The organism is Anaerostipes rhamnosivorans, from assembly GCF_005280655.1.
Taxonomy (GTDB): domain Bacteria; phylum Bacillota; class Clostridia; order Lachnospirales; family Lachnospiraceae; genus Anaerostipes; species Anaerostipes rhamnosivorans.
The window spans coordinates 2,995,700-3,016,105 of the sequence record NZ_CP040058.1; the positions used below are offsets into that span (position 1 = coordinate 2,995,700).

General features: G+C 46.0%; 18 protein-coding genes and 1 riboswitch. Of the genes, 5 read left to right on the top strand and 13 right to left on the bottom strand.

Annotated elements, in window-relative coordinates; translation table 11 throughout:
- The first annotated feature begins 147 nt into the window (after window positions 1-147).
- Genes AR1Y2_RS14805 through AR1Y2_RS14815 form a run of 3 tightly spaced genes read left to right on the top strand, consistent with a single transcriptional unit; the run spans window position 148 to window position 2,436 of the window.
- The gene (locus tag AR1Y2_RS14805; RefSeq protein ID WP_024726485.1) at window positions 148-399 is read left to right on the top strand and encodes a TM1266 family iron-only hydrogenase system putative regulator; all 252 of its coding nucleotides are present in this window, start codon (window positions 148-150) and stop codon (window positions 397-399) included.
- A 12-nt stretch (window positions 400-411) separates the two neighbouring features.
- On the top strand, window positions 412-1,830 hold the full coding sequence (hydG, locus tag AR1Y2_RS14810) for a [FeFe] hydrogenase H-cluster radical SAM maturase HydG (RefSeq protein ID WP_137329664.1): 1,419 nt from the start codon (window positions 412-414) through the stop codon (window positions 1,828-1,830).
- A 9-nt stretch (window positions 1,831-1,839) separates the two neighbouring features.
- Window positions 1,840-2,436 carry an NUDIX hydrolase gene (locus AR1Y2_RS14815; RefSeq protein WP_137329665.1) on the top strand — a complete coding sequence of 199 codons (597 nt, stop codon included), beginning with the start codon at window positions 1,840-1,842 and terminating at the stop codon, window positions 2,434-2,436.
- Here AR1Y2_RS14815 and AR1Y2_RS14820 read toward each other — a convergent pair.
- The 5 genes from AR1Y2_RS14820 to AR1Y2_RS14840 are packed head-to-tail and all read right to left on the bottom strand — an operon-like array spanning window position 2,401 to window position 7,767.
- Window positions 2,401-4,035, bottom strand: coding sequence for a putative manganese-dependent inorganic diphosphatase (locus AR1Y2_RS14820; protein WP_137329666.1), 1,635 nt, complete (start codon window positions 4,033-4,035; stop codon window positions 2,401-2,403). The genes AR1Y2_RS14815 and AR1Y2_RS14820 overlap by 36 nt on opposite strands.
- Window positions 4,032-5,177 carry a sensor histidine kinase gene (locus AR1Y2_RS14825; RefSeq protein ID WP_301906548.1) on the bottom strand — a complete coding sequence of 382 codons (1,146 nt, stop codon included), beginning with the start codon at window positions 5,175-5,177 and terminating at the stop codon, window positions 4,032-4,034. Before AR1Y2_RS14825 ends, AR1Y2_RS14820 begins: the two co-directional genes overlap by 4 nt.
- Window positions 5,167-5,868, bottom strand: a complete 702-nt coding sequence (vanR, locus tag AR1Y2_RS14830; protein ID WP_137329668.1) for a VanR-ABDEGLN family response regulator transcription factor — start codon at window positions 5,866-5,868, stop codon at window positions 5,167-5,169. The genes AR1Y2_RS14825 and vanR overlap by 11 nt, the downstream gene beginning before the upstream one ends.
- A 9-nt stretch (window positions 5,869-5,877) precedes the next feature.
- Window positions 5,878-6,906, bottom strand: a complete 1,029-nt coding sequence (locus AR1Y2_RS14835; protein WP_137329669.1) for a hypothetical protein — start codon at window positions 6,904-6,906, stop codon at window positions 5,878-5,880.
- 30 nt (window positions 6,907-6,936) lie between these two features.
- On the bottom strand, window positions 6,937-7,767 hold the full coding sequence (locus AR1Y2_RS14840) for a patatin-like phospholipase family protein (RefSeq protein WP_137329670.1): 831 nt from the start codon (window positions 7,765-7,767) through the stop codon (window positions 6,937-6,939).
- Between the two features lie 261 nt (window positions 7,768-8,028).
- Window positions 8,029-8,132: riboswitch (TPP riboswitch) on the top strand.
- A gap of 140 nt (window positions 8,133-8,272) precedes the next feature.
- Between AR1Y2_RS14840 and thiC the strand changes: the two genes are divergently transcribed.
- Together thiC and AR1Y2_RS14850 are read left to right on the top strand one after the other, a co-directional pair.
- Window positions 8,273-9,574, top strand: coding sequence for a phosphomethylpyrimidine synthase ThiC (gene thiC / locus AR1Y2_RS14845; RefSeq protein ID WP_137329671.1), 1,302 nt, complete (start codon window positions 8,273-8,275; stop codon window positions 9,572-9,574).
- A 23-nt stretch (window positions 9,575-9,597) separates the two neighbouring features.
- Window positions 9,598-10,953 (top strand): sodium-dependent transporter, encoded by a 1,356-nt coding sequence (locus tag AR1Y2_RS14850; protein ID WP_137329672.1) that lies wholly within the window; start codon window positions 9,598-9,600, stop codon window positions 10,951-10,953.
- Window positions 10,954-11,003: 50 nt separating this feature from the next.
- On the opposite strand, the gene AR1Y2_RS14855 is transcribed toward AR1Y2_RS14850, so the two are convergent.
- The 8 genes from AR1Y2_RS14855 to AR1Y2_RS14890 all read right to left on the bottom strand — a co-directional run bounded on the left by AR1Y2_RS14855 (window position 11,004) and on the right by AR1Y2_RS14890 (window position 20,165).
- Window positions 11,004-11,690, bottom strand: a complete 687-nt coding sequence (locus tag AR1Y2_RS14855) for a fructose-6-phosphate aldolase (protein WP_137329673.1) — start codon at window positions 11,688-11,690, stop codon at window positions 11,004-11,006.
- 22 nt (window positions 11,691-11,712) lie between these two features.
- A complete protein-coding gene (locus AR1Y2_RS14860) occupies window positions 11,713-12,624 on the bottom strand; it encodes a glycyl-radical enzyme activating protein (RefSeq protein WP_175403675.1) in 912 nt (303 codons plus the stop codon).
- Window position 12,625: 1 nt separating this feature from the next.
- Window positions 12,626-14,980 carry a glycyl radical protein gene (locus AR1Y2_RS14865; RefSeq protein WP_137329674.1) on the bottom strand — a complete coding sequence of 785 codons (2,355 nt, stop codon included), beginning with the start codon at window positions 14,978-14,980 and terminating at the stop codon, window positions 12,626-12,628.
- 303 nt (window positions 14,981-15,283) lie between these two features.
- Window positions 15,284-15,598 (bottom strand): PTS fructose-like transporter subunit IIB, encoded by a 315-nt coding sequence (locus AR1Y2_RS14870; RefSeq protein WP_137329675.1) that lies wholly within the window; start codon window positions 15,596-15,598, stop codon window positions 15,284-15,286.
- A 35-nt stretch (window positions 15,599-15,633) separates the two neighbouring features.
- Window positions 15,634-16,701, bottom strand: a complete 1,068-nt coding sequence (locus AR1Y2_RS14875) for a PTS fructose transporter subunit IIC (protein ID WP_137329676.1) — start codon at window positions 16,699-16,701, stop codon at window positions 15,634-15,636.
- Window positions 16,702-16,716: 15 nt separating this feature from the next.
- Window positions 16,717-17,145 (bottom strand): PTS sugar transporter subunit IIA, encoded by a 429-nt coding sequence (locus AR1Y2_RS14880; protein ID WP_137329677.1) that lies wholly within the window; start codon window positions 17,143-17,145, stop codon window positions 16,717-16,719.
- Window positions 17,129-17,848, bottom strand: a complete 720-nt coding sequence (locus AR1Y2_RS14885) for a ribulose-phosphate 3-epimerase (protein WP_137329678.1) — start codon at window positions 17,846-17,848, stop codon at window positions 17,129-17,131. Before AR1Y2_RS14885 ends, AR1Y2_RS14880 begins: the two co-directional genes overlap by 17 nt.
- Before the next feature lie 343 nt (window positions 17,849-18,191).
- On the bottom strand, window positions 18,192-20,165 hold the full coding sequence (locus tag AR1Y2_RS14890; RefSeq protein WP_137329679.1) for a BglG family transcription antiterminator: 1,974 nt from the start codon (window positions 20,163-20,165) through the stop codon (window positions 18,192-18,194).
- Window positions 20,166-20,406 lie beyond the last annotated feature (241 nt).

Genomic DNA, 20,406 nt, shown 5'->3' on the forward strand with positions numbered 1-20,406 from the left:
CTGAAGCCAGGGTACTGCCCGATGCCAAGATTGATCCTTTATAAGCCAACCACAGAGTTTCCCAGGTGAAACTCTGTTCTTATACTGCGATGATCAGGCATATTCCTATGGGATATGCCTTTTTATTTTAAGGAGGTTCATAATCATATGAAGGAAACACGGATCGCGCTGATCGGTATTATCATCGAAGAAGAAAAAGGCATAACTCCCACCAATCAGCTGCTGCATGAATACCGGGATTTTATCGTGGGCAGAATGGGCATTCCCTACCGGGAAAAGGACATCAACATCATATCCATCGTCTTGGATGCGCCGGAAAATGCCATCAGCACTCTTTCCGGCAAACTGGGGATGATCGATGGAATCAGCGTCAAATCAATGTTTGCAAAAACAAAATAAAGGAGAAAAATTATGTACCAGCCAAATTCAAAAGTTGCAGAAGAATTCATCAGCGATCAGGAAATCAAGGATACCCTTGCCTACGCAGATGCCAATAAGGATAACCGGGAACTGATCCTGTCAATTATTGAAAAAGCAAAAAAGCTGAAAGGCTTAAGCCATAGAGAGGCATCTGTCCTGCTGGCATGTGAGGATAAAGAACTAATGCAGGAAGTCTTTGACCTGGCCATCAAGATCAAGGAAGAGTTTTATGGCAACCGGATCGTTATGTTTGCGCCTCTCTACCTTGCAAATTATTGTGTCAACGGCTGTGTTTACTGTCCATACCACTATAAAAATAAACATATCCGCAGGAAAAAGCTTTCCCAGGAAGAGATCAAAAAAGAAGTGATCGCCCTTCAGGATATGGGACACAAGCGCCTTGCACTGGAAACCGGGGAAGATCCGGTGAATATCCCGATTGATTATGTTCTTGAGAGCATTAAGACAATCTATGGGATCAAACACAAAAACGGAGCTATCCGCCGTGTCAATGTCAATATCGCAGCCACCACCGTGGACAATTATAAAAAACTCAGGGATGCTGGAATCGGAACGTATATTTTATTCCAGGAGACATATCATAAAGACAACTATGAAGTTCTGCATCCCACCGGCCCGAAACATAATTACGCTTATCACACAGAAGCTATGGACCGTGCCATGGAAGCCGGGATTGACGACGTAGGGATCGGTGTCCTGTTCGGCCTGAATATGTACCGCTATGACTTTGCAGGACTTCTGATGCATGCGGAGCACCTGGAGGCCAGGTTTGGCGTAGGCCCTCACACGATCAGTGTTCCGAGGATCCGCCCGGCAGAGGATGTGGACCCAGATGAGTTTGAAAACGGGATCAACGATGATATCTTTGAAAAGATCGTCGCCATCCTCCGTGTGGCAGTGCCTTACACCGGCATCATCGTTTCCACAAGGGAGACAAAAGAGTCCAGGGAACGAGTACTCAGGGTCGGAGTGTCCCAGATCAGCGGGGCATCTTCCACCAGCGTGGGCGGATACGCAGAACCAGAAAAACCGGAAGACAATTCTGCCCAGTTTGAGCGGAGTGACGACCGTACTTTAGATGAGGTGGTAAACTGGCTTCTTGACCTGGGCCATATCCCAAGCTTCTGTACTGCTTGCTACCGTGAGGGAAGGACCGGCGACCGTTTCATGTCCCTTGTAAAGTCAGGCCAGATCGCCAACTGCTGCGGGCCAAATGCCATGATGACCCTGAAAGAATATCTGGAAGACTACGCCTCTGAAGATACAAAGCAAAAGGGCGAAAAGGTCATCAAAAAGGCTTTGGAAACAATCACGAATCCAGTGGTAAAACAAAAAGCCACAGAATATATTGAAAATATCCACGAAGGTAAACGTGATTTCAGATTTTAGGAGAACTCCATGTTTGAATCTTTAAAACATCATATTCCGAAACGGATCGGAGAAGAGAAAGAAACATCCTTTGCGGTACTCATCCCCCTGATAAAAAAGGAGGATGGGTACCACGTTTTATTTGAAGTGCGCGCAAAGCACCTGAACAAACAGCCCGGAGAGGTCTGTTTTCCCGGAGGCAAAGTAGAGGCCGGGGAATCAACCTACGAGGCAGCTGTGCGGGAAACCATGGAAGAGTTGTTTGTAAAAAAAGAAAACATTCAGGTATACGGAGCTCTGGATTACCTTGTAACCCCATATCAGACCCGGATAGAACCGTTTCTTGCCGAACTCCATGATTATCACGGGCAGTTTTCCCGGGATGAGGTGGATTCCGTCTTTACGGTGCCGCTCTCCTTCTTTTTAGAAAATGAACCTGAGTATTACAGCAGTGTTCTCATGACAAAACCGCAAAAAAATTTCCCTTTTGCCGACATTCCAAACGGGGAGAAATACCCGTGGGCAAAAGGGAAATATGAGGTTTGTTTTTACCGCTACAAAAAACGGATTATATGGGGCATGACTGCCAGATTACTGCTGTATAATATTCAGTATATTCGGAATTAACTGCTTCTTTCTGGACATAACGCCGGGCAGTTTTGCCGTACAGCCTTCTGCCCTGGCTCCGAAGCCCTGCTCTATGATACTGTTGCTCTTATCCCCGACCATGATAAGATAAGTGGTTTCCTCTAAGATATTGGTCAGCATAAAGTAAATCATATCCAGCCCCTGTTCATTTCTCACAGTTTCAGCGTACGGTATGATCTTATCTTTGATCTCTTCTAACTCTCCTTGATCCAGGGATGTGATCTGTCCCACTCCAAAAGAGACATCTCCCGATGAGAATTTCTTATAATCCTGATAGAATATCTCATCGGCCGCTTTACCTTTCAGATCGCTTCCTGCGCGGAACATCTGCTTCGCATACTCTTCCACCTCGATCCCCGCAATATCGGCCAGCTTTCTGGCAGCAGCCTCATCTACCGGAGTACAGGTCGGTGAACGGAACATCAGCGTGTCAGAAAGGATCGCAGAACAGAGCAGCCCTGCCATGGGTTTTGTGATAGCCACACCCTGCTCCTCGTACATCTGCGTCACAATCGTTGCCGTACATCCTACCGGCTGGTTTCTGAAATATACCGGTGACATCGTCTCCATTGACCCGAGACGGTGATGATCAATGATCTCCAGGATCTCACACTCTTCCAGTCCCTCCACTGCCTGGGACAGCTCATTGTGATCCACAAGGATCATTTTTCTCTTTTCAAATCCCAGCATACGCCGTCTGGATGCCAGGCCTAAGAATTCTCCTTTGGCGTCCAGCACCGGGAAATAGCGGAATCTCTTTTTGGCCATCAGCGCCTTTACATCATCCACATAATCGTTGGAAGAAAACGTAATGATATTCGCCTTTGTCATGACATAGGAAATGGGCAGAGACTGGCACACAAGCCTGCTGGCAGTAAAGGTATCATATGGAGTCACCAAAATGCGGCATCCCTTTGACACTGCCATATTCTGGATCTCGCCGCTCACCTGGCTTCCCATGCAGACAATAATACACTGGGCACCGATCTCGATGGCCCGCTTCTGTGCATCGTCCCTGTCCGCAAGGATTACAAGGTCTCCCTCTGTCACAAACTGCTCCATCTTGTCGATGCTGGCAGCAGAAACTGTTACCTTTCCGTGGTCAATAGTCTCAGAAATGTCTCCCACAGTCATACTTCCATCCAGCGTTTTTACCAGATTCTGATACGGCGTCCGGGCTTTTGCCAGGATCTCGCTGTCATAGACATCCATATCCGCATGGGCGATATCACTGATGGTGGCCATACCCTTCAGCCGGTTGTCCTCCAAAACAGGAAGAGCCACAAGCTTCAGTTCCTTCATCCTGTCGCCGGCCTCTTTGATGGATATATCCTGCCTGACCCCTTCCACTTCATGGAGAGTGATATCACTCATCCTCGGCCTGATATCACTTAAAAACTCCGGGGCCTTTACATTAAACTGCTGCAGGACAAAATTGGTCTCTCCGTTGACGTTGCCTGCTCTGCGGGCTTCAAATCCGCCTCCGTTCACCTGATTCTTCAGATTCGCGTAAGCAATTGCAGAGCAGATGGAGTCCGTATCCGGATTCCTATGCCCAATTACATAAGTACTTTTCATGGCTCCTCCTTTTGTTCCATTGGAAGTCTGACAATAAACTCTGTGAAATCTTTGTTGCTGTTCGCTGTGATCGTTCCCTGATGCAGTTCCACAATCTCTCTGGCGATGGCAAGCCCAAGCCCGGCCCCGCCGGTCTCCGTGGACCTTGCCTCATCCAGCCGGTAGAACTTTTCAAATAAATTCTCAAGTTTGTGTTTTGGTATTTCTTTGCCCTGGTTCCGGATCCTGATCACGGCCTCATCCCCTTCTCCCACAGCGCTGACCTCAATAGCTGAGTTTAAATAGCAGTAAGAGACGCCGTTTCTAAGAAGATTTTCAAAGACCCTGGCCAGTTTATCCGGATCCCCGTTTATCAATATAGAATCCTCTATCTCAGTGCGACAGGTCAGTCCCCGCTCCTTAAATACAGGTTCAAACGAATCCAGAACCTGTTCCAGCAAAACGTACAAATAGAATGTCTTTTTCTCTAAAGTTATATTCTGAAGATTGTAGCGGGTAATCTCAAAAAACTCGTTGATCAGATCTCCCAGCCGTTTCGCTTTCTCAAGAGAAATGTTCGTGTATTTTGCCCTCTGTTCCATCGGCATATCCGGCGCCTCGTTGAGAAGACTCAAATATGCTATGACCGACGTCAGGGGTGTCTTTAGATCATGGGCCAGGTAGACCACCAGGTCGTTCTTCCTCTGTTCGCTCTCCTGGGCTTGTCTTCGTTGTTCCTTCAGATTCACCTTGATCTCATTGAGACGGTTTTCCATTGGCTGAAGCTCCGGCTCCAGTTCGATCAAATCACTGGAATCCGTGAGAATCATATCGATCCCAGACTCGATCTGTCTTAAATACGTGGTAAACCTGGACATACCAAGATAAAAACTGCACAGGAATAAGAAGATAAAACCCGTGGAGATGATCATGGTCTTATTATCCCAGAAAATTGCGCGGTACAAATGAATGGCGCTCTCATTGTCGAAACCGAACTTCTCAAAAAAACGCACCATACTGTCCGCGAACGGCGCCTGCAGGACTCCGTCCACAAATACAAATATAAACAGATAACCAAAGATACCTACAAGAAGGCTGATGCCCAAAGTCTGAAGCATGATCCTGATCTTTAGGCTCCGGTATTTGTTCCATTTACTCCTCAACTTTATATCCAACTCCCCAGACAGTCTTGATCAATTCTTTGTGTCCCATCACCTCTCCGAGTTTCTCCCTCAGATGGCGGATATGGACCATGACTGTGTTGTTATTATTCTTAAAATACTTTTCTTTCCATACTTGTTCAAACAAATTCTCAGAACTTATTACCTTTCCTTTGTTCTTTGTGAGAATCCAGAGAATGGAAAACTCCAACGGCGTCAGCGTCACCTCATCTTCCCCATACAGGCACTGGTGTGTATTCTTGTTCAGCACCAAGCCTGCAATCTCCAGAGTATCCTCACTGCTCTGTCCGCTTCCGTCGTTATAACGGATAAACCTCCGGAGCTGTGCTTTGACCCTGGCCATTAATTCTAGCGGTTCAAATGGCTTTTCAATGTAATCATCCGCTCCCAGTGTCAGCCCGTTGATCTTATCCATAGATGCTGTCTTGGCTGTCAGCATGATCACAGGAAAGTTGTGGTCCTTGCGGATCTCCTTTAAGATCTCAAAACCATCGATATCCGGGAGCATCACATCCAGGATCGCCAGATCGATCTGCTCCTGCTTCACACATTCCAGTGCCCCAGCTCCATTGTAATACTTGAACACCTGGTAATTTTCATTTTTCAGATAGAGTTCTATGAAATCAGCGATTTCCTTTTCGTCGTCCACTACCAGCACGCTTGATTGTTTCATTGATACCTCCTAAGTTTCTTTGCCGCCATTGATCACCTGAAACGGCACGTCTTCCTGTTTCCTGGCCAAATCCGCAAGGGTATGGCCCTTTTTTCCATAGATCGGTGTATGATAAAAAACAGTCTTTAAACAGTCATAGAATAATTTCTCGTCCTCTTCCTCTGTATCCAAAAGCCTTGATACCTTCACGACAGTGTCCAGGTAACTGGCTCCGTTCTGGATCATGAGAATGATGGACTTCATGATCACCATTGCCTTATACCGGTCATCCTCAATCTCCTCCAGAATATAGGTAAACATCTCAGAGACTCCTGGCCATCCGGTTACCCCGTTTCCCATGGCAAGCGCCACATACTCGTCTTCCGTATACTCTTTGAAACTGAGATCCTGCTGTTCATTCCATTCATCAAACACTTCGTTCCTGTCCAGCACCTCGCGGCTCACCATAAACAGACGCTTTGTCTTTTCATTGCGCAGAAGAATACCGCTTCTCCAGAATACGATTCGGATTAGAAGAAAACGCTCTATCTCAGGATAAGAGATCTTCTCCCCTGTCACTTCCACAAAAATATCATAGCAATAGTATACATCCAAAATACCATAGGTAAACAACATTCCAAAGATGACCTGCTCCCACCTGGAATAGCGCTCCATCACCTCTGCTGATTTGTGGCTTTTTAAGAGGAAATAGAACATATCCTCAGCCTCCAGATTGATGGCAATAAAGTCTTCCTCCACATGGACAAACCCCAGATACCGGAGCTGCTGCAGATCGTTAAAATTCGTTTCCAGGGCAAAGCTTCCTTCCCTCTGCTCCCAAAGTTCAAACAAGAGCTCCACGGCCTCAGACTGCAACATCTCGAGAAGTACCAGTGGGTCCTCGCTGAGCTTTTGCGCAATCTGCCTTGCCAGTTCTAATTTTGACGCGTCCGCCTGTACCGGTAAAAAGAGGCGTTCACAAATCACCATTAAATTCCTTGTCTTATTTGTAGATAGTTCTTCCACATACGGCCGTTCCGAAATTAAAATCCTCGCCATACTGACCACCTCTTTTTCTAATTTATTGTATCACAATTTTTTGATTTCTTCTATTCTTTCCAGTGCCATATCATAACCCATCTGATAGGTATCCCTGAGCACATCAATATCCTTCTCAAAGCTGTCAATGGGACGGTCCGGCCTTAGGATGACAGCCTTCCCTTGCTTTTCCAGATTCTCGCAGTAATGGACTGTGCGATTATACTCCACATGACGGTTCAAAAGCAAATCCGGAATCTTCGGATACTTTTTCTTCAGCAGCGTTGACGTGACCTTATGGCTCTTGCTGAGTTCTTTGCGGTATCCTTTTGGTCTCGTAAGAACGATCAGATGCTTGTCATTGCCGTCACGGATCGCTTTCCTGACCGGGATAGGATCTGCGATGCCTCCGTCGAAATACGGAACCCCATCCAGCTTGATGGCCGGAAATATCAGCGGCAGGGCACAGGTCGCCCGGAGCATGGTGCACTCTTTATCTAAATCTTTTCCGTCTTTATATTCAATCTCACCGGTCAGTGCATTGGTCACACCTACCAGTATCTTTCCATCATATTTGTAAAATGTATCCCAGTCAAATGGATATAATTTGTTGGGGATCACGTTGTAGACAAAATTCAGCCCAAACAGGCTTTTTTCTTTGATGAGATTTTTCTTTCCGATATATCTGGAATCATTTCTGTGGTTTAGAAGAATCTGCAGATTCCTCTCCCTCTGCCTGGAAACATAAGAAAAGCCGTCACAGATGCCGGCGGATACTCCTATCACATAGGGAAACATCAAATCATGGTCGAGTAGGGCATCCATCACCCCTGCGCTGAAAATCGGCCGGAATGTACCGCCCTCCAATATTAAACTTGCCATATCTCTTCACTCCTAACTGCATTTGGGCATTCCCGGAATAACTCAGAAATGCTTCTTCTTTATTATACCACAAAAACTGGAAACTTATTGTATAAATCATATGCCTCTACTACAATATTCAAGTTCTTAAGATCTGTACACCGCCAGCAAAATATGCCGAACGAAATCAATGATATAGACGGCACTGCATACATCATTCAGACCATTGCACTTTCTGAAAAACAATGATACAATACGTAAGATGACTTTTTAGGTCATATTTGAAACTAAAATGGGAGCTTTTACGGGCTGAGAGGAAGGGATATCCTTCGACCATCATACCTGATTTGGTTAATGCCAACGTAGGGATTTAGGTGCTTATTGTAACGGAATTTACTGTAAGTCCATGATCATGCGATGAATCGTTTATTTTGTGACTGATCATGTATATAAAAAGAAATGTTCCGAAAACTAAATAATGCATTTTAGATTCCCTCCCGCCTGATTGAAACGAGGAGGTTGTAAGATGAATTACACAACACAGATGAATGCCGCCAGAGCCGGCATCGTAACCAAGGAAATGGAAACGGTCGCTGCTTACGAAGGAATGGATGTACAGAAGCTCATGGGTGAGGTCGCTGCTGGAACTATCGTTATACCGGCCAACAAAAACCACCGTTGCTTAAAGCCATTTGGTATCGGCAATTCCCTGAAAACCAAGATCAATGTCAACCTTGGAACATCTAGAGACTGTCTGAACCTGGACGTAGAAATGGAAAAGGTAAACCAAGCAGTCTTAATGGGCGCGGAAGCTATTATGGATCTTTCTTCTTTCGGGGACACACAGACCTTCAGAAGAAAACTTGTAGCCGAATGCCCTGCTATACTGGGCACTGTGCCGATTTATGATGCCATTGTATATTATAATAAGGCTCTGAAGGATATTACCTCAAGGGAATGGATCGATGTATTTAAAATGCATGCTGAGGACGGTGTAGACTTTATGACCATCCACTGTGGGATCAACCGCAATACCGCAGACCGCTTTAAGGCCATGAAGAGACAGATGAACATCGTGTCCCGGGGCGGGTCTTTGATCTTTGCCTGGATGGAAGCTACGGGCAATGAAAATCCGTTCTTCGAATACTATGATGAGATTTTGGACATTTGTAATGAATATGACGTTACTTTAAGTCTCGGGGACGCCTGCCGTCCAGGATGCCTAAAAGACGCCAGCGATATTTCCCAGATCGAGGAACTGGTCACTTTAGGAGAATTGACGGCCCGGGCCTGGAAAAAGGACGTTCAGGTAATGATCGAAGGACCTGGACATATGCCTATGGACCAGATACAGGCAAATATGAAGATTCAGCAGACTATCTGCAACGGAGCTCCGTTTTATGTACTTGGGCCTCTAGTAACAGACATTGCACCCGGCTATGACCATATTACATCTGCTATTGGCGGAGCGATTGCCGCTGCATCCGGCGCAAGCTTTTTATGTTATGTCACACCGGCAGAACATCTGCGCCTTCCGAATGTGGATGATGTGAAGGAAGGCATCATGGCTTCCAAGATCGCGGCACACGCCGCAGATATTGCCAAAGGCATAAAGGGCGCCATGGACTGGGACAATCAGATGGCAGAGGCAAGACAAAAGCTGGACTGGGAAGCTCAGTTTGATCTGGCTCTGGACCCTGTAAAGGCCAGAAGATACCGTGCTGAATCAAAACCTGAGAGAGAAGATACATGTACGATGTGCGGAAAAATGTGTTCCGTTCGAAATATGAATGCTGTGTTGGCAGGTGAAGATGTCGATGTAGTATAAACAAAGGAGGATTTCACAGATTTATGAATGAAGAAAGAGGCGGCTTTTCCAGCAGGATCGGCTTTGTGCTGGCAACTGCAGGATCAGCTGTAGGACTAGGAAACATATGGAGATTTCCATATCTGGCTGCAAAATACGGAGGCGGGAGCTTCCTTTTGATTTACCTGATACTCGCGGTAACCTTTGGATTTACCCTGATGATCACCGAGATAGCGATTGGACGGCGTACTGGCAAAAGCGCCATTCATGCGTTCTCTTCTTTTAATAAGAAGTATAAGTTTATCGGTTATCTGACCAGTATCATACCGTTCATCATCTTCCCTTATTACTGTGTGATTGGGGGATGGGTAACAAAATACTTATTTGTATCAGTAAGCGGAAATATAAACCAGGCAGCAGGAGATACCTTTTTTGAAGGCTTTATCAGCCAGTCTGTAAGCCCTATGGTATGGCTCCTGATTTTCGCTGGCATTACACTGATTGTTGTTGCCCTGGGAGTAGAAGGCGGTATCGAAAAAGTCAGCACCATCCTGATGCCGATTTTGATCGTACTGCTGATCGGTATTTCTGTTTATTGTATTACCAGAAAGGGAGCCATGGAAGGCGTATTGTATTACATCAAGCCAAATCTTAAGGATTTGACGCCGACTACATTCCTGGCCGCATTAGGACAGCTGTTTTATTCCATGTCATTGGCAATGGGGATCATGATTACTTTCGGTTCCTATATGCCGAAAAAATCCAACCTTGAGAAGTCTGTTTCTCAGGTAGAGATTTTTGATACAGGTGTCGCTTTCCTGTCTGGGCTTATGATTGTCCCTGCAGTCTTTGTATTTTCAGGAGGAAATGCCGATATGCTCGCATCCGGCCCATCCCTGATGTTTAAGATGCTGCCGAAGGTATTTAACAGCATGGCACTGGGAACTGTCATCGGAGCCGTTTTCTTCATTTTAGTTTTCTTTGCGGCGCTGACCTCTGCGATTTCCCTTTTGGAAACCCTGGTCTCCATCGTAATGGATAAGTTTCATTTATCCCGGTTAAGAGCCTGCATCACCATGTTTGTCATTGCAATGATCATGGCAGTGCCGTCATCACTGGGATTTGGTATATGGAGCAATATCAAGCTTCTTGGCTTCAGCTTCCTGGATTTCTTCGACTTCATGAGCAACAGCGTGTTAATGCCGATCGCAGCCTTCTGCACCTGCATGTTTGCCGCTTATGTCATTAAACCGAAAGAGATCATTGACGAAGTAGAAAGTTCAGGAGATTTTAAACGGAAGAACTTATATCTTCCTATGATTAAATTCTTCGCACCGATCTGTATCATCGCGATTCTGTTATTCTCTGTACTTCAGGGAATGGGAATTATTACGGTATAAAGGTAAAAAAATGGTTCTGAGGTTTAGACCTTAGAACCATTTTTTTATATTTATTTTTCTAAGCAGTCCTTCATGGTTCTGCCCTCTCCGCACAGTCCTTCAAAATCCTTTGTAAAAGCATCCACTGCGGCTTTCACAGAATCATTTTTAATCAGTCCTTCTATGACATCCGGCGCAATGGTTGCGGCTCCGATCCCATAAGCACAAAGCTCCAGAACCTGCTGGGAATTCTTAAAGCTGGCCGCCAGTACTTCTGTCTTCAACCCGTTTTTCTGAAAAATGTCGTGAATTCTTTTAACTGAACTCACTCCGTCGGCACCCAGATTGTCGATCCGGTTCACATATGGAGCCGCGTAGGATGCCCCAGCTTTTGCCGCCAGAAAAGCCTGCATCGGTGTATAGATTGCTGTAGCTGTAATACCCACCCCTTGTTTGGACAGCTGTTTCATGGCTTTCAGACCTTCTGCAGTAGTAGGTACTTTAATAAATGTATTCTGTCCAAGCCGTTCCAGGATGGTCCCCGCTTCTTCCACCATATCTTCCGCCCTTTTGGACACTACCTGTACATGCAGATCCGCTTTTTCTCCGATAAAGTCCCGGATCTCTTTCAGAACTTCATATGGCTGCCTTTTGCTTTTCGCCAGGATAGACGGATTTGTTGTCACACCATCCACAGGAAAATACTCATATAAATGTTTAATTGCTTTAATATTTGCATCGTCAATAATAAATTTCACTTCTTTTTCTCCTTTTCTCACTCTATAGTTCCATGATCACATTTTGGACTCCGCCATGTCTGGCCCACTGTCCAAATTCCTGCATCTGTTCTCCGGTATACATTTTAGGATTTTCTTTGAAACAAAACGTTTTGCCGATCAAATGATACTTCGCCTCAGCCAGAGGATTATAATTTAAGATCTCATAGGCCGCAGACGGGTAGATTCCGCTAATATATCCGGCGATTTCCTTTATATTGTCTCTGCAGGCCGTAAGTTCCGGGATCATGGGCGTGCGCACAGTAACCTGGTCTTTTTTGTCTGATTCCAGAAGGAACTTCAAGTTTTTTTTGATCTGTTCATTGGATACCCCAACGTACTTTTTATGCATTTCCTCATCTGCGATCTTAAAGTCCGCAAAGATACTGTCCAAATAGGGCAGAAGATATTCCAGCACGTCCTGTTGTGCATACAGGGACGTCTCAATGGCCGTATGGATTCCTTCCACTTTACACTGCTTCAAAATCTCCAGCGCAAACTCCCACTGTAAAAGGGGCTCCCCTCCTGACAGTGTCACCCCGCCTCCATGATGATAAAATACCAGATCTCTCCGAATCTCTTTCATCACATCCTCAGCGCTGCACACTCTGGAGTCCATTTGCAGAGCGCCCGAAGGACACAGGTCTATGAGACGTTCCCAGTCCTCAGGGGCATTTGTATCCAACACCACATTCCCTGAAACCATCCTGGCTCCCGAAGCCAGGGCTCGGGCCGCACAGGTTTTGCAGTGGATACAGCGGTTCTCAAACCAGACCGGCCTTCTTTCCCATGCAATGCCCTCAGGATTCTGGCACCACACACAGGACAGCGGGCAGCCTTTTAAGAATACAGTGGTGCGTATGCCATCCCCGTCATGGGTGGAAAATCTCCGGATATCAAATACTCTCCCTTCCATATCAGATGTCTCCATAGCTTGTGCGGGCGATGATCTCATTTTGCAGTTCATCAGCTAATTCCGTAAAATATGCCGTATAGCCTGCCACCCTCACAGTCAGTCCCCGGTACTGTTCCGGGTTTTCCTTGGCGGCAATGAGGTCCTCCTTTCTCACCACGTTAAACTGGATATGCGGTATCTCCAGATCCACAAAACTTCTCAGGAAACTTCCGAACTTTTTAACCCCGGTCTCATTGTGAAAAAATTCAGGGAGGAACTTCATGTTCAGCAGACCGCCGTTAGTGGTCAGGGTCTTATCCAGCTTTGAGACAGATTTCAGGACTGCCGTAGGTCCCTTGATGTCTCTTCCGTAGACTGGTGACATACCGCCGTCCGCAAGAGGTTCCCCTGCGTGGCGGCCGTCCGGTGTGGCCCCCACATTTTCTCCCATAGGAACGTGTGCTGACACTGTATACATCCCTGTGTGGTATGGGCCTCCCCGATAGTTGGTAAAGGTCCTCAGACGGTTTTTGAAATAATCTGCCCATTTGGTACCCATAGCATCCACCCAGTCCACGTCGTTTCCATACTTTGGAACCTTATTTAACATCATAGTGCGCAGGATCTCATAACCCTCAAAATCCTTCTTTAACGCGTCCAGCATTTCTTCCCGTGAAACCCTTTTCTCATCGTAAACCAATTGCTTTATTGCTGCCAGACTGTCTGCAAGGTTTGCCACCTGGATCATCTGGATCCCGGACAAATTGTACTTGGCCCCTCCTGCGGTCACATCCATTCCTTTTTCCATACAGTCGTCAATGGACGCTGACAAGAACGGGGATGGCAGCAGGTCAATGTGGGCCTTTTCCACTTCCTCGCAGGCCAGGATCATCTTATCCATGAAGTAGTCGATCTGCTTTTGAAATGCCTGCTCCAGCTGTCCAAAAGTCTCATAGCTTTTAAGACTTCCGAAATCAGGAGCAATTCTCTCTCCCGTCAAAAGACAGACTCCTCCGGTCAGTGTGACCTCCAGCGCCTTATTCAGGTTGAACATAGCTGAGTCACTCCAGCCCAGATTATTTCCCTGGGTAGTCAGTTCCACACAGCCTACGATGGCATAGTCCATGGCATCCTTTTCTTCGATCCCCAGTTCCATGATAGATGGGATCACCGCCTTGTCGTTGAAAAACTGCGGCATACCGCTTCCTTTTGCAACGACCCGAACTGCCTCATGAAGCAGTTCATCCCTGGTGCCCTCGTGAAGTCTCACTGAGAGGTTGGGCTGTGGCAGTCCTAGGTGCCTCTGTGCCTCAAGAAATAAAAATGAAAGATCATTAGAGTAATCGTTTCCTTCCTCATCCTGTCCGCCTACAGCAATATTAAATCCGATAGGAAAGCCTGCGAAGTATTTCGCACCGTGGGAGTTTCTCATATACACAATCTCATTGAACTTCAGCCACATACATTCGATGATCTCCAGGGCAGCCTGCCTGTCAAGCCTTCCTTCCTTTACATCTTTTTCATAGTACTGAATCAGGTGGCGGTCCAGACGTCCCGGGGAAAAGGAGGATGCATTGGATTCCATTTGAAGAACCACAAATAAAAACCAGATGGACTGGACTGCCTCATGAAAAGTCTCTGCCGGGCGTTTGCTAAGCTCCTTACAATTTGCTGCCACCTGGATCATGGACTTCTTTTTTTCCTCGTTCTGCTCCTTCTCTGCCATGGACATGATCAAGTCATGATACCGGACCATAAAGTTTTGAACACCTTCCATCACAAGGATCACGCTCTCATAGAAATCCCTTTGCCCTTCACTGCATGTTTTAAGCTTTTCCCTGGCCTGTTCTTTAAGTCCTGCCGGTCCCAGATTGAGCCATTCTATACAGTTGGGACAGATATGCCCCTGTGCATGATCCTTCTGGTTGATCTTTACCACCTTTGCGATCTCGTCGATTTCTTTCCCGTATCGTCTGTTCAGCACATCCTCCAGGGATTTCCCTTCCCAGTACGGTTTAATCACGTTCCTGAAAGTTTCGATATCCTCAGAATGAACGTTGAATTTATCCTGGGGTCTTGTGGGCAGAGTTTCAAACTCCCGGTCCACCCATGTGCTGCCGCTCTCCGGAAATACAACACCATAGCGCACCCCGGCTGTCCTGTTTCCTACAATAAGCTCCTCCGGCTCTGCGCTGATCCCTATGTTCTCCAATGAGGCCTTTAACGCCAATGCCCTCTGAATGATTCTTGGTTTCTCCTCATTTTGTTTATAGCACTCCGTGATGATCAATGCCTGTTCAATGGACGCATATCTGGGTTCTGACAACATTTTATCTTTTAAATACTTTACTCTCTCAGTCTGAAAAACTTCTTTCATCCGCTGCTCCTTTCTTGGATAGTTTATAGATTGCTATGCTTTATTGTTTTTTATTATTATATATTATTTATTATTATTTTTCAAGCCTTATTCCGTTTTATATGTAAAAAATAAGGATTCACAAGTACAGGAGAAAGTCGGATATAAATAAATGAATAAACAAGGGAGCCCGCTTGTGGCTCCCTTGTTTAGTACAATATGCCTATTTGAATAGGGCTGTAATTACCCCTCTCGTGAGTAATTCTCTATCTATTGAAGTTCATCTTTGAATCATTTCTGAGTATGACAGCCCCTCTGGGATCATCATAGTTCTTTTACCATTTTCTCCAGCTTTACTATAATCGCTTCCGCCTTTTTTACGGCATCGCTGACACCAACTCTTACCTTCGGGATACCGTCAAAACGTCCTTCGTCCTTGATAGGCATATCTTTTGTAAGGATGACTGCGTCCGCCCCCAAAAGATCCTCCGCCTTGATCTGGTTTTCAATCCCGATGGAACCCTGTGTTTCCACTTTGATCTCGATCCCATGGTTTTTCGCCGCCTTTTCCAATGCCTCCGCTGACATATAGGTATGTGCCACCCCGGATGGGCATGCTGTTACTGCTAAAAATTTCATTCTGTGTACCTCCTTATAACTGTATCTTCTAAGACTTATTCAAAGGAAAGATCAATCTCCAGATCTTCTCCGTCTGTATCTGCTACATTTTCTGTGATATCCTTTTTCAGAAGGATCATCAGTCCTGCCGTTACCCCTACAGCCGCGGCCAGGGAAACAAGGAATCCGATGGGATTGCCCAATACAGGGAGCATGATCAGCCCGGACCAGGCCACAGGATTGGTAATATTGAACAGATACCCCACAGCTCCTCCCACAGCGGCGCCGATCATCGTGGACGGAATCACGCGCAGAGGGTCATTTGCCGCAAAGGGAATGGCTCCTTCCGTAATGCCTACACATCCCATGGCAATGGCACTCTTTGCCGCTTCTCTCTCTTCCTGTGTAAATTTTTTCTTTGCCAGAAACGCCGCCAGTGCACATCCAAGGGGCGGCGCTGTCATCGTGACCGCCATCGGCCCTGCGTATGTATAAACTCCGGCACTTACAGTGGCCACACCGAAGGTATATGCAACTTTGTTAAAAGGTCCCCCAAAATCAAAGCCTGCCAGAAGCCCGCAGACAGCACCCAGGATCACCTTGTTGCCGTTGCCCAAATGTTCCATCACCTTTGTCATACCACTCATAATGCCGGCAATGGGCGCCCCTAAAATATACTGCATAAATCCCATCGTTACCAGAGATCCTACAATCGGTATGATCATGATAGGCATGATAGAACTGAGTGCTTTCGGAACCTTGATCTTCTTTAAATAATAACATACAACGCCTCCCAGCAGCCCTGTGACAATACCGCCCAGAAAACCGGCCCCCACATTGATAGAAATCATACCGCCTACAAAGCCCGGGCAAATACCTGCTCTGTCTGCAATGGACGCTGCAATATACGCGGACAGCACCGGAACCATCAAATTCAGCGCAGTAGATCCGAAGGTCCACAGAGTTGCCATCCATGTTCCCTCCGGAGGAACACCTCCCTGCCCATATGCCATGACTGCCACAGCCATAAGGATTCCCCCTGTCACCACAAATGGAATCATATGGGACACACCATTCATCAGGTGTTTTCTCGTATCTTTGAAAATACCTACAAACTCATTCATCTTCTCTCTCCTTTTTTATAAAACCAGTTCCAACACTTCTTTTTCATCTGTCGCTCTTTGAAGTCCCTCTCTGAAGTCATCATGGATGATCTTTCTGGAGATCTTCGCCAGGATCTCCAGATGCTTCTCTCCCTGCCCCGGATCGGGCACAGCGATCTGGAATACGATCTGCACTTTCTCGTCAGCCCACTGTACCGGTTCCAGAAGCCTTGCAAAGGCCAGTGAGGGTTCCTTCACATGGACAGATTTTGCATGAGGTGTGGCGATGAGAAATCCAATACTTGTGGGTGCTCCCTCCTCTCTTTTTAAAACATCAGCCACATATCCCTCTTTGTCTTCCAGCCTTCCCTGCTTATCCATAACGCCGGCGATTTTTTCTACAACTTCCTCCTTAGAGCCCGCTTCCAAGTCCAATACCACCAGTCCTTCATTCATTAGTTCCATCTGTTGATTCCCCTTTCGCCCTTTCTGCCGCTTCAAGCATTTCCCCGCAGCACTGTTTTACTGTTTTGCCTTGTAAGAATAATCCCGATGTCCCACCGGTCAAAATGTCGGCTCCCGCTTTTACCACTTTCGGTATTGTCTCCTGATTGATATTGCCGTCCGCCTGTATCTTTGTCTTCAGTCCGGCATCGTCTAGCAGTTCCCTCATCCTACGGATATGTTTTATGGCGCCTTCCTGCATTTTCTGCCCTGAAAATCCTGGGTTTACCGTAAGCTTTAAGATCCACGGCACCTCTGCCGCCAGCTGTACAAAATCCCCTCCCGGCGGTGTTGATGCCTTGTATGCCAGCACTGGCTTACATCCTGCCTTTCTGATCTGTTCAAACACCTTGAACGGATCTTCCATGGCCTCATAGTGCACTGCAATATAATCAGCTCCGGCTCTGGCATATAAGTCAATGTAGCACTCCGGTTCATAAGCCGCCAGATGCGCTTCGATCGGGAGATCTGCCGCTTTCCTCATGTGCTCCAGAAGAGTCTCAGATAATATAAAGCACTTATTAAACCGTCCGTCTACCATATCAAAATGAAAAAATGAGATATCTGACTGTTCTGCCTCTTTCACCGCCTCTCCAAGACGGCATAGGTCCATACAGGAAACCGATGCAGACACCATAATTTGTTTTTCTTCTGCCTGTCTCATACTAATCCTTTCTTTTATTGTTTATCTTTGTTTAATATTATTCTATATTTATTTATCCCATTATTCAATAGGTTCTTTCTTCTCTTTTTGCCGTTGGCTTTCTGCAAAAAGAGGACACCTTGGCCATACAAATGCATTTTTTGCAGTAATACTAATGTAAATCTAAAACTAGGACAAAGCGGACAGGCCCACATCATATCCCTATTCATGAAGGGCTCGACAACTTTGTGCACATCATGCCCGGAGGGCTTTTTTGTTCCATAGGGAAAACTTTCCTATGGAATAAAAAAAGCTGCGGTACGTCTGCCGCAGCTTTTTTCTCAGTGTTAAATATCAGGCTCCTTCAATCTGAGTTCATCATAATCACATTTTTAATCTCTTCTTTATTTTTTGCCTTCCGTATAAGGTTTGCAGAGTTTTTTTCCATAGTCATCTCATAAAATGACGCAAAAAATGCTCTAGTTGACTGAATGTCTTCAAAATTCAGCGCCAGCAAAAAGATCACATCCACACTGCCCTCTTCCCACTCCACTTTCTGATCCGTCTTTATGATAACAACCGCAGGCTTTTTCACAAGATTTGCCATTCCATGGGGAACAGCCACTCCTCCTCCGAGAACAGAGGCACTGATGGATTCCCGCCTAAGCACGTCTTCAAAGAATCCTTCCTCCACATATCCTCCGGCCTTCAGCATATCACAGGCTTTTTTCAGCAGACCTTTTTTTGTCATTGGATCTGATTCAATCAGAATCAGGTCATCCTGCATCAGATTTTTAATGGTCCACTGCTTTTTCAGATTGTTTTTTTCAGCCTTCATCTCATTGCATTGCCTTTTGATCCGGTATACATCCTGCTCTCCCACCACCGGAGTCGTATAGACAACATGGGGATGCTTCACTTTCAGAGATGGAACTGTCGTGACCACTAGATCATACTGGCTCTCATCGATCATAACCCCAGCATTGGCCGGCAGCACAGAAATCACATTGATGTCCCGGATCTTATTCTCAATCTTTCTGGCAATGATCTGGGCAATTCCCACACCGCCGCTTCCGATGATGACAGTATTGACATCCCTCTTTTTGGGCACCATCGCTCCACCGAAGAGGATGGCCATATAGGAGATCTCATCTTCTGACGGCAAAGCCCCCACCAGATTCTCGTATTCCTTACTGGCAGTAAAACAGGCTGAAAAAATGGCGGAATAGGTCTGTTTGATCTCATCCAAAAAGGGATTTTTGATCTCAAAACCAAACTTGACTCTTACAAAGGAGCTGTTCAAGAACAAAGCCACACTCGTCCTGAGCAGCGGATCTTCTATAAAGTTCCTTCCCACAATGGAGGAAATATACTGGATCATGTTCTGGGCTACATCCTCAATACAGATTTCTTTTTCTATGAAAAACTTCTTATTGACGATCCTGCTGCTGTTCTGTACCTCTGCCCCAAGAAGCAGGATATACAGGTAAAGCCCCTCTCTTGGATCTATATTCATCTGGAACTGCCTGTTTAAGATCCCTGTAAAAATATCCGTCCAGTCAGCAATCTCCTCCACCAGTGTCAGCCTGTTGACCATGGATTCCTCCAAAAAATGCTTCCCTTTCAACCGATTCATCTGGTTACTGACATACTCTGTGATCATACAGAATGTATAATCATTAAATTGGTAACCGATCTGTCTCTCCAGCTGTTGGATACTGTAGACCACTTTATCCACACTATTTTTTCTGTACTGAGTCATCAGCCTTGCATAAGATCCCGGATCTATCCTGTAATCCGGGGCAGTCTCCTCCCTGCGCTCTGTTGTATCAAGGACCTTCTGGTTGTTGCACACCAGTACCTTTCTCAAGTCAAATTCTTTTCCCCTGATCTCGATCCCTTTTCCCACGATCTGGCGGATCAACACTTTGTCTGGCTCTAAAGCCTTGTTTGCCTTTTCAATATCTGTCCGGATCGTAGCCTTGGATACAAACAGTTCCTCTGCAAACAGTGCCGCCGTATACGGCTCGCCGCTTTGAATCAATGTCCGCACGATGTAGCTGATGCGGTATTTCCTAGTCTCACAGGACACCCGTTCCTTCGGAAATGCCTCCTGCAGTTCCTTCATGTGAAGACCAGCATTCAGACATACGCCCTTTCCCCTCTGCCGGATCAGCTGATAGCCTTTTTCTTCGCAGAATGCGGCTATTTCCTTCATATAATTATGTACACTGCGCTGGGAGATTTCCAACAATCCTGCAATTTTCTCATATGTGATAAACTCGTCATCCTGATGGATCAGCACTTTCATAATTTCAGATGCAGTCTTGGAAAGCATAAAAACTCCTTTTATTGTTTTTTATTATATATTCTTATTTATTATTATTTTATACTTTTTTATACTTTCTGTCAACTTCGTACATTTGAAGTAAACTCAGGGCTGGAATAAAGCGGACAAGTCCGCTTCAACTCCCTAAATCCCTCGATCATAAAGGTCTTGTTCCACTTTGCGCGCCAAATGCGATTTGACGCAGTCAAATAGTTTCCTCACGCATTTGTGTGTATAATGCCCGCAGGGC

What these genes read in the sequence shown, in the direction of transcription:
- AR1Y2_RS14805 (WP_024726485.1), top strand. Translation starts at nt 148, where the DNA reads ATGAAGGAAACACGGATCGCGCTGATCGGTATTATCATCGAAGAAGAA.
- thiC (WP_137329671.1), top strand. Translation starts at nt 8,273, where the DNA reads ATGAATTACACAACACAGATGAATGCCGCCAGAGCCGGCATCGTAACC.
- AR1Y2_RS14820 (WP_137329666.1), bottom strand. Translation starts at nt 4,035, where the DNA reads ATGAAAAGTACTTATGTAATTGGGCATAGGAATCCGGATACGGACTCC.
- AR1Y2_RS14875 (WP_137329676.1), bottom strand. Translation starts at nt 16,701, where the DNA reads ATGAATGAGTTTGTAGGTATTTTCAAAGATACGAGAAAACACCTGATG.
- AR1Y2_RS14850 (WP_137329672.1), top strand. Translation starts at nt 9,598, where the DNA reads ATGAATGAAGAAAGAGGCGGCTTTTCCAGCAGGATCGGCTTTGTGCTG.
- AR1Y2_RS14885 (WP_137329678.1), bottom strand. Translation starts at nt 17,848, where the DNA reads ATGAGACAGGCAGAAGAAAAACAAATTATGGTGTCTGCATCGGTTTCC.
- AR1Y2_RS14835 (WP_137329669.1), bottom strand. Translation starts at nt 6,906, where the DNA reads ATGGCGAGGATTTTAATTTCGGAACGGCCGTATGTGGAAGAACTATCT.
- vanR (WP_137329668.1), bottom strand. Translation starts at nt 5,868, where the DNA reads ATGAAACAATCAAGCGTGCTGGTAGTGGACGACGAAAAGGAAATCGCT.
- AR1Y2_RS14880 (WP_137329677.1), bottom strand. Translation starts at nt 17,145, where the DNA reads ATGGAACTAATGAATGAAGGACTGGTGGTATTGGACTTGGAAGCGGGC.
- hydG (WP_137329664.1), top strand. Translation starts at nt 412, where the DNA reads ATGTACCAGCCAAATTCAAAAGTTGCAGAAGAATTCATCAGCGATCAG.
- AR1Y2_RS14840 (WP_137329670.1), bottom strand. Translation starts at nt 7,767, where the DNA reads ATGGCAAGTTTAATATTGGAGGGCGGTACATTCCGGCCGATTTTCAGC.
- AR1Y2_RS14860 (WP_175403675.1), bottom strand. Translation starts at nt 12,624, where the DNA reads ATGGAAGGGAGAGTATTTGATATCCGGAGATTTTCCACCCATGACGGG.
- AR1Y2_RS14815 (WP_137329665.1), top strand. Translation starts at nt 1,840, where the DNA reads ATGTTTGAATCTTTAAAACATCATATTCCGAAACGGATCGGAGAAGAG.
- AR1Y2_RS14865 (WP_137329674.1), bottom strand. Translation starts at nt 14,980, where the DNA reads ATGAAAGAAGTTTTTCAGACTGAGAGAGTAAAGTATTTAAAAGATAAA.
- AR1Y2_RS14890 (WP_137329679.1), bottom strand. Translation starts at nt 20,165, where the DNA reads ATGCTTTCCAAGACTGCATCTGAAATTATGAAAGTGCTGATCCATCAG.
- AR1Y2_RS14870 (WP_137329675.1), bottom strand. Translation starts at nt 15,598, where the DNA reads ATGAAATTTTTAGCAGTAACAGCATGCCCATCCGGGGTGGCACATACC.